At 71.3% G+C, this 5813-nt stretch carries 5 protein-coding genes; all 5 read left to right on the top strand.

The genetic code is table 11. The features are described 5' to 3' along the window. A partial coding sequence (locus AADR41_RS40830) for a hypothetical protein (RefSeq protein WP_342287420.1) occupies positions 1-432 on the top strand: 432 nt, incomplete at its 5' end. Positions 433-514: 82 nt separating this feature from the next. Further along, positions 515-1129 carry a PadR family transcriptional regulator gene (locus tag AADR41_RS40825; protein WP_342287419.1) on the top strand — a complete coding sequence of 205 codons (615 nt, stop codon included), beginning with the start codon at positions 515-517 and terminating at the stop codon, positions 1127-1129. Positions 1130-1348: 219 nt separating this feature from the next. Continuing rightward, positions 1349-2128 carry an ABC transporter ATP-binding protein gene (locus AADR41_RS40820; RefSeq protein ID WP_342287418.1) on the top strand — a complete coding sequence of 260 codons (780 nt, stop codon included), beginning with the start codon at positions 1349-1351 and terminating at the stop codon, positions 2126-2128. Continuing rightward, on the top strand, positions 2125-4959 hold the full coding sequence (locus AADR41_RS40815; RefSeq protein WP_342287417.1) for an FtsX-like permease family protein: 2835 nt from the start codon (positions 2125-2127) through the stop codon (positions 4957-4959). Before AADR41_RS40820 ends, AADR41_RS40815 begins: the two co-directional genes overlap by 4 nt. Positions 4960-5129: 170 nt before the next feature. Beyond that, on the top strand, positions 5130-5681 hold the full coding sequence (locus AADR41_RS40810; RefSeq protein WP_342287415.1) for a bacterial proteasome activator family protein: 552 nt from the start codon (positions 5130-5132) through the stop codon (positions 5679-5681). Positions 5682-5813 lie beyond the last annotated feature (132 nt).

Here is a 5813-nt window from a genome sequence, read left to right as displayed (position 1 = left end):
GACCCCGGCTCAGGCTCCGCCGCGGCCTCCGCCACCCCGGCCCCGTCCGACGACTCGGACTCCGGCCCCGGCTCGGGCTCCGCCTCCGACGCGGAGCCGCCGGTCACCGACGCAGAGTCCCCGCTGGCCGGGCGGGAGGCCGGGGAGGGGCGGTTGCGTCCTGGGCGACAGCTCTCGCCGTGGGAGATCGCGCACCCGGACGGCACGTTCCAGAGGCCCGACGCGCCCCCGGCCACCAGCGATCCGGCGCCCGTACCGGTACCGGCGGAGACGCCCGGGGCGAGTACATCCGCCGGCGCCGACCCGCTCTCGCCGCAGGCCCTGGACACGCCGGCCGTACGCCGGGTGAAACAGGTCTCACTGGGCGCGGGAATCGCGCTGATCGGGTTGGGGCTGGGCTTCCTGGCTTTCCGTATGCGCCGGGCCGACTGAGCGCCCCGGGCCGTCTCACCGGCTCCCGCGCACCCCCTGGAGGGATTTGCATCCAGCAACATACTCGGTATACATACTGAGTATGTCGATTCGCCACGGGCTGCTGGCCCTTCTGGAGCGGGGGCCCAGATACGGCTCCCAGCTACGTACCGAATTCGAGTCGCGCACCGGCTCCACCTGGCCGCTCAACGTCGGCCAGGTGTACACGACACTCAGTCGGCTGGAGCGCGACGGCCTGGTCGTCCAGGACGACGAGGACGACCAGGGGCACGCCCTCTACGCGATCACCGACGACGGACGCACCGAGCTGCGAAGCTGGTTCGAGACGCCCGTCGACCGCAGCAACCCGCCCCGCGACGAGCTGGCCATCAAGCTCGCCATGGCGGTCGGCGCGCCCGGGGTCGACATCCGTGCCGTCATCCAGTCCCAGCGCCACCACACCCTGAAGGCGATGCAGGACTACACGCGCCTCAAGGCGCAGTCGCTCAGCGACGTCCCGACCAACCGGGACGAGGTCGCCTGGCTGCTCGTGCTGGAACAGCTGATCTTCCAGGCGGAGGCCGAGGCACGCTGGCTGGACCACTGCGAGACCCGGTTGATCCGCCTCGCCGACGCCGCCGCCACGGAGCCGGACCCCGAGGTCCGTACGACCGGACGCGCCATGTCCCGCGTCGCCCTCCCACGCAGCCGGCGCTGAGCACACACCGCGCACCGCGCACCACACATCGCAGCAGGCGCCGAGCGCACACGCACTCCGTCCGCCGCACACCGCAGCCGGCGCCGACCACAGCCGGCGCGGAACCCGGGCCGCCACAGGCCACTCGCGTACGCCCCGGACACCGGCACGGTCCGCCACGGACCACTCCGCCGCCCCGCGCGATCGCTCCACACCCGTTCCGAGGGGGAACCACTCATCATGTCCTCGCACGTCCCGCCCCGACCCGCGGCGCCGACCGGCGCACCGATATCCGACGGCACACCAGTGCTCGAACTCCGGGCGCTCACCCGCACCCATGGCTCCGGCATCGCCGAGGTACACGCCCTGCGCGGCATCGACCTCGCCGTGCACGCCGGTGAGCTCGTCGCCGTGATGGGCCCGTCCGGTTCCGGCAAGTCGACCCTGCTGACCATCGCGGGCGGTCTCGACACCGCCACCAGCGGCCAGGTCGTCATCGAGGGCCAGGACATCTCCGGGCTCGGCCGCAAGGGCATCGCCGCCCTGCGCCGCCGCAGCGTCGGCTACGTCTTCCAGGACTACAACCTGATCCCCGCGCTCACCGCCGCCGAGAACATCGCCCTGCCGCGCGAGCTGGACGGCGTCTCCGTGCGCAAGGCCCGCAAGGAGGCCCGGGCGGCGCTGGAGGAGATGAAGCTGCTGGAGATCGCGGACCGCTTCCCGGACGAGATGTCCGGCGGCCAGCAGCAGCGGGTCGCGATCGCCCGCGCGCTGGTGGGGGACCGGCGTCTGGTGCTCGCCGACGAGCCGACCGGAGCGCTCGACTCCGAGACCGGCGAGAAGGTGCTCGCGCTGCTGCGCAACCGCTGCGACCAGGGTGCGGCCGGTGTGATGGTGACGCACGAGCCGCGGTACGCGGCCTGGGCGGACCGGGTCGTGTTCCTCCGGGACGGTTCGATCGTCGACCAGACGCTCACCGCCCACGCCGACTCGCTCCTCACCTCCGAGGCCGCGAAGTGAACGTCTTCACCGGCTGGCGCGCCGCCCTGCGGATAGCCCGGCGCGACGCGATGCGGTTCAAGGGCCGCAGCGCACTCGTGGTCGCGATGATCGCCGTACCGGTGGTCGGCGTCACCGCCCTCGACGTGACGTACCGCAGCGTGACACCGACCACGGCCGAGACGCTGACGGCCGACATGGGCTCCGCCGACGCGCTCTTCACCGACCAGCGGATCGGTCCCATCCATCAGCTGCCCAACGGGGACTCGTTCGACATGGTCGACGAGAACGCGCCGGTGGACGACTCCGCCCCTCCGATCGACATCAGCACCACGTTCCCCAAGGGCTCGCGGGCGATCAGCATCCAGCAGGTCCCGGCAAGCATCACCACCGGGTACGGCATCGCCAACATCGACATCTACGAGTTCCGGACCTCGGACAAGCTGGCCCGCGGCAAGATCGACCTGGTACGCGGTGAATTCCCGCACGGCACGGACGAGATGGCCGCCACCGAGCCGCTCCTGAAGGCGACCGGCCTGCACGTCGGATCGGTCACCACCGTGCGCAACTCCGGCAAGAAGTACACGATCACCGGTGTGGTCGAGCGGCCGGACTCCCTGAACTCCCAGGCGCTGTACGCCGACCCGGGCGCGGTCATCGCCCCGTGGCAGGCCAAGTCCGGCAAGGACAAGTCGGTGGTGCCGCCGAACACCCGTGACAAGGACTGGCTGGTCAAGGGCCCCGAAGGGGTGGGGATCACCTGGCCGCACATCCTGGCCGCCAACGAGTCGGGCATCCTCGTCAAGTCCCGTCAGGTCGTCCTCGACCCGCCGCCGGACTCCGAGGTGAAGGCCGACCAGGAGCGTTACCAGGAGAGCTCCGAGGAGATGAGCGCGCCGCTCGTCACCGTGATCGCCCTGGCGATCCTGGAGATCGTGCTGCTCGCCGGACCTGCGTTCGCGGTCGGTGCGCGCCGCTCCCGCCGCCAGCTCGGTCTGCTCGGCACCTGCGGAGGGGACCGGCGTCATGTCCGGGCCGTGGTACTCGGCGGTGGTCTCGTGCTCGGCGGCGTCGGAGCCGTGACCGGTGTGGTGGTCGGTCTTGGAGCCACCACGCTGTTCCGTCCGATGATCGAGAAGTGGGCCGGGCAGCGCTTCGTCTCTCTCACCCTGAACCCGGTGGAACTGCTGCTCATCGCGGTGATCGGCCTGGTCACCGGGCTGCTGGCCGCGTTCGCCCCGGCGATCGTGGCCAGCCGGCAGTCCGTGCTGGAGTCGCTCACCGGCCGCCGTGGCGTCCGCCGCTCCTCGCGGGTCATGCCCGTCCTGGGCACCTGCGTACTGGCCATCGGCTGCGCCGTCGCCCTCTACGGCGGCACCACCGGGAACTCGTCGCTGGTCTCGGGCGGCTCGGTGACCGCCGAGCTCGGGCTGCTCGCCTGCATCCCGGTGATCGTCGGATTCCTCGGGCGGCTCGGCCGCAGGCTGCCGCTCTCGCCCCGGCTGGCACTGCGCGACGCGGCCCGCAACCGCGGCCGTACCGCTCCGGCGGTCGCGGCCGTGATGGCGGCCGTCGCCGGTTCGGTCGCCATCGCCACGTACATGGCCAGCTCCACGGCCGAGTACGAGTTCAACTACACCCCCTCCCTGAACGAGGGAACCGTCCTCCTCTCCTCGGCCGGCACCGAGGCCTCCGCCCGGCTCCCGCGGGCACGGGCAGCCGTCGAACGGAACATGGACGTCACCGGCGGCCGCGCCGACTTCCACCGGGCCTGGGCAGGGAGCGACTGCAACGTCTACGACGAGGAAGACGGCTGCGGCTCACTGGAGCTGGTCAAGCCCGCCGGGAAGGACCATTCCTGCCCGCTCACCGGCAAGGGCGCCAAGGAGCTCGCCGCGCGGCTCTCCACGGACGAGCACAAGAAGCTGATGCGTTCCCCCGCCTGCCTCGTAGACACCATGTCGTCCGGCCTCTTCGGCACCAACGCGAACGGCATCGTCGTGGCGGACGAAACCTTGCTCAGCACCTATGTGAAGCTCGACGACCCCGCCGCCGCCAAGGCACTGGCGGCGGGCACGCCGGTGCTGCTCAACGAGGTGTACGCGCAGAACGGCGAGGTCACCGTCAAGGCGGTCCACCAGTACAGCAAGGAGGACAAGCAGAACCTGAAGCAGCACCCGGGCAAGGCGCGGACCACCACGGACAGGCTGAAGGTGTACGTGGCACCCTCGAAGTACGCCGCCACTCCCGGGGTCAGCATGATCCTGCCGCGGCGGACCGCTGAACGGATCGGCCTGCACACCGAGGCGACCGGAAGCGTGTACGCCGTCGCCCACACGCCGACGGATGCCGAGGCACAGCGGACGGACGGCGCGATCGAGCAGGCCGGCGGCGGCCTCTGGGTGCAGTACGATTCCGGCCCCGGCGGGACCGACGACTCCATGCTGCTGATCCTGACCCTGTTCGCCGGAATGGTCACGCTGGGCGCCGCCGCGATCACCACGGGCCTCGCCAAGGCGGACGCGGAGGCCGACCTCAACACGCTCAGCGCGGTGGGTGCGCCCCCGAGCGTGCGGCGGAAGCTGTCCGGCTTCCAGTGTGTGGTGGTGGCGCTCACGGGCGTCGTGCTCGGCACGCTGGCGGGCCTGGTGCCCGCGGTGGCGCTGCGGCTGGTCGATCTGCGCCAGGCGCTGCAGGCGATGCGGCTGGATCCCACGGAGTCCGCGTACACGCCGATCGTGCTGCCCTGGCCCACCCTCGCCCTGCTCGTCGTGGGCGTCCCGCTGCTGGCCGGTCTGCTCGCGACGGCCCTCACCCGCTCGCGCCTCGCGCTGGCCCGCAGGGCGGGATGACAGCAGGCCGGACGACAGCAGGCCGGACGACGGCAGAGGCGGTGCTGCGCCTGCCGTGGGCGGCGCGGCCGATGGGCTGACCGGCTGACTTGGTGCCCCCATAAACGGTGGATCAACCGTTTACGGGGGCACCACAGTGTCGTACGGCAGCTGTGCGAGACAATGGCGCCATGGAGATGCCGAGGAATGAACGGTCGCAGGAGCACCCCCAAGTCCTCGTAGTGGGGCAGGACGGCATGGCGATCGGCGGCGGCGGTGGCACTGACGACGAATCGCGTGAGGTCCCGGTGACGGAGATGGTCGAACAGCCCGCGAAGGTCATGCGCATCGGCAGCATGATCAAGCAGCTCCTGGAGGAGGTCAGGGCAGCTCCTCTCGACGAGGCGAGCCGGGTCAGGCTCAAGGAGATCCACGCCGGCTCGGTGAAGGAGCTGGAGGACGGCCTCGCGCCGGAGCTGGTGGAGGAGCTGGAGCGGCTCTCTCTGCCGTTCACCGAGGATTCGGTGCCCTCCGAAGCGGAACTCCGGATCGCCCAGGCACAGTTGGTGGGCTGGCTGGAGGGCCTGTTCCACGGCATCCAGACGGCACTGTTCGCCCAGCAGATGGCGGCCCGGGCCCAGTTGGAACAGATGCGCCGCGCCCTTCCGCCGGGCAGCGCCCATGAGGAAGAGGACGGCAGCGGTGACCCGCACGGGGCCATCCGGTCGGGCCCGTACCTCTAGACACCCCGTTCCCGCACCCGCGAGACACCTGGCCGTACACACCTGACAGCGAGCGACACCGAGGCCCGGCACACATGGTCGACGACCTGTGCGCCGGGCCTTTCCGCGCGCTGCGGGGGTGGGGGCGGGATC

Origin of the sequence: Streptomyces sp. CLV115 (assembly GCF_038448545.1) — a bacterium.
GTDB lineage: Bacteria > Actinomycetota > Actinomycetes > Streptomycetales > Streptomycetaceae > Streptomyces > Streptomyces sanglieri.
This window is presented reverse-complemented; position numbering and strand designations above follow the sequence as displayed.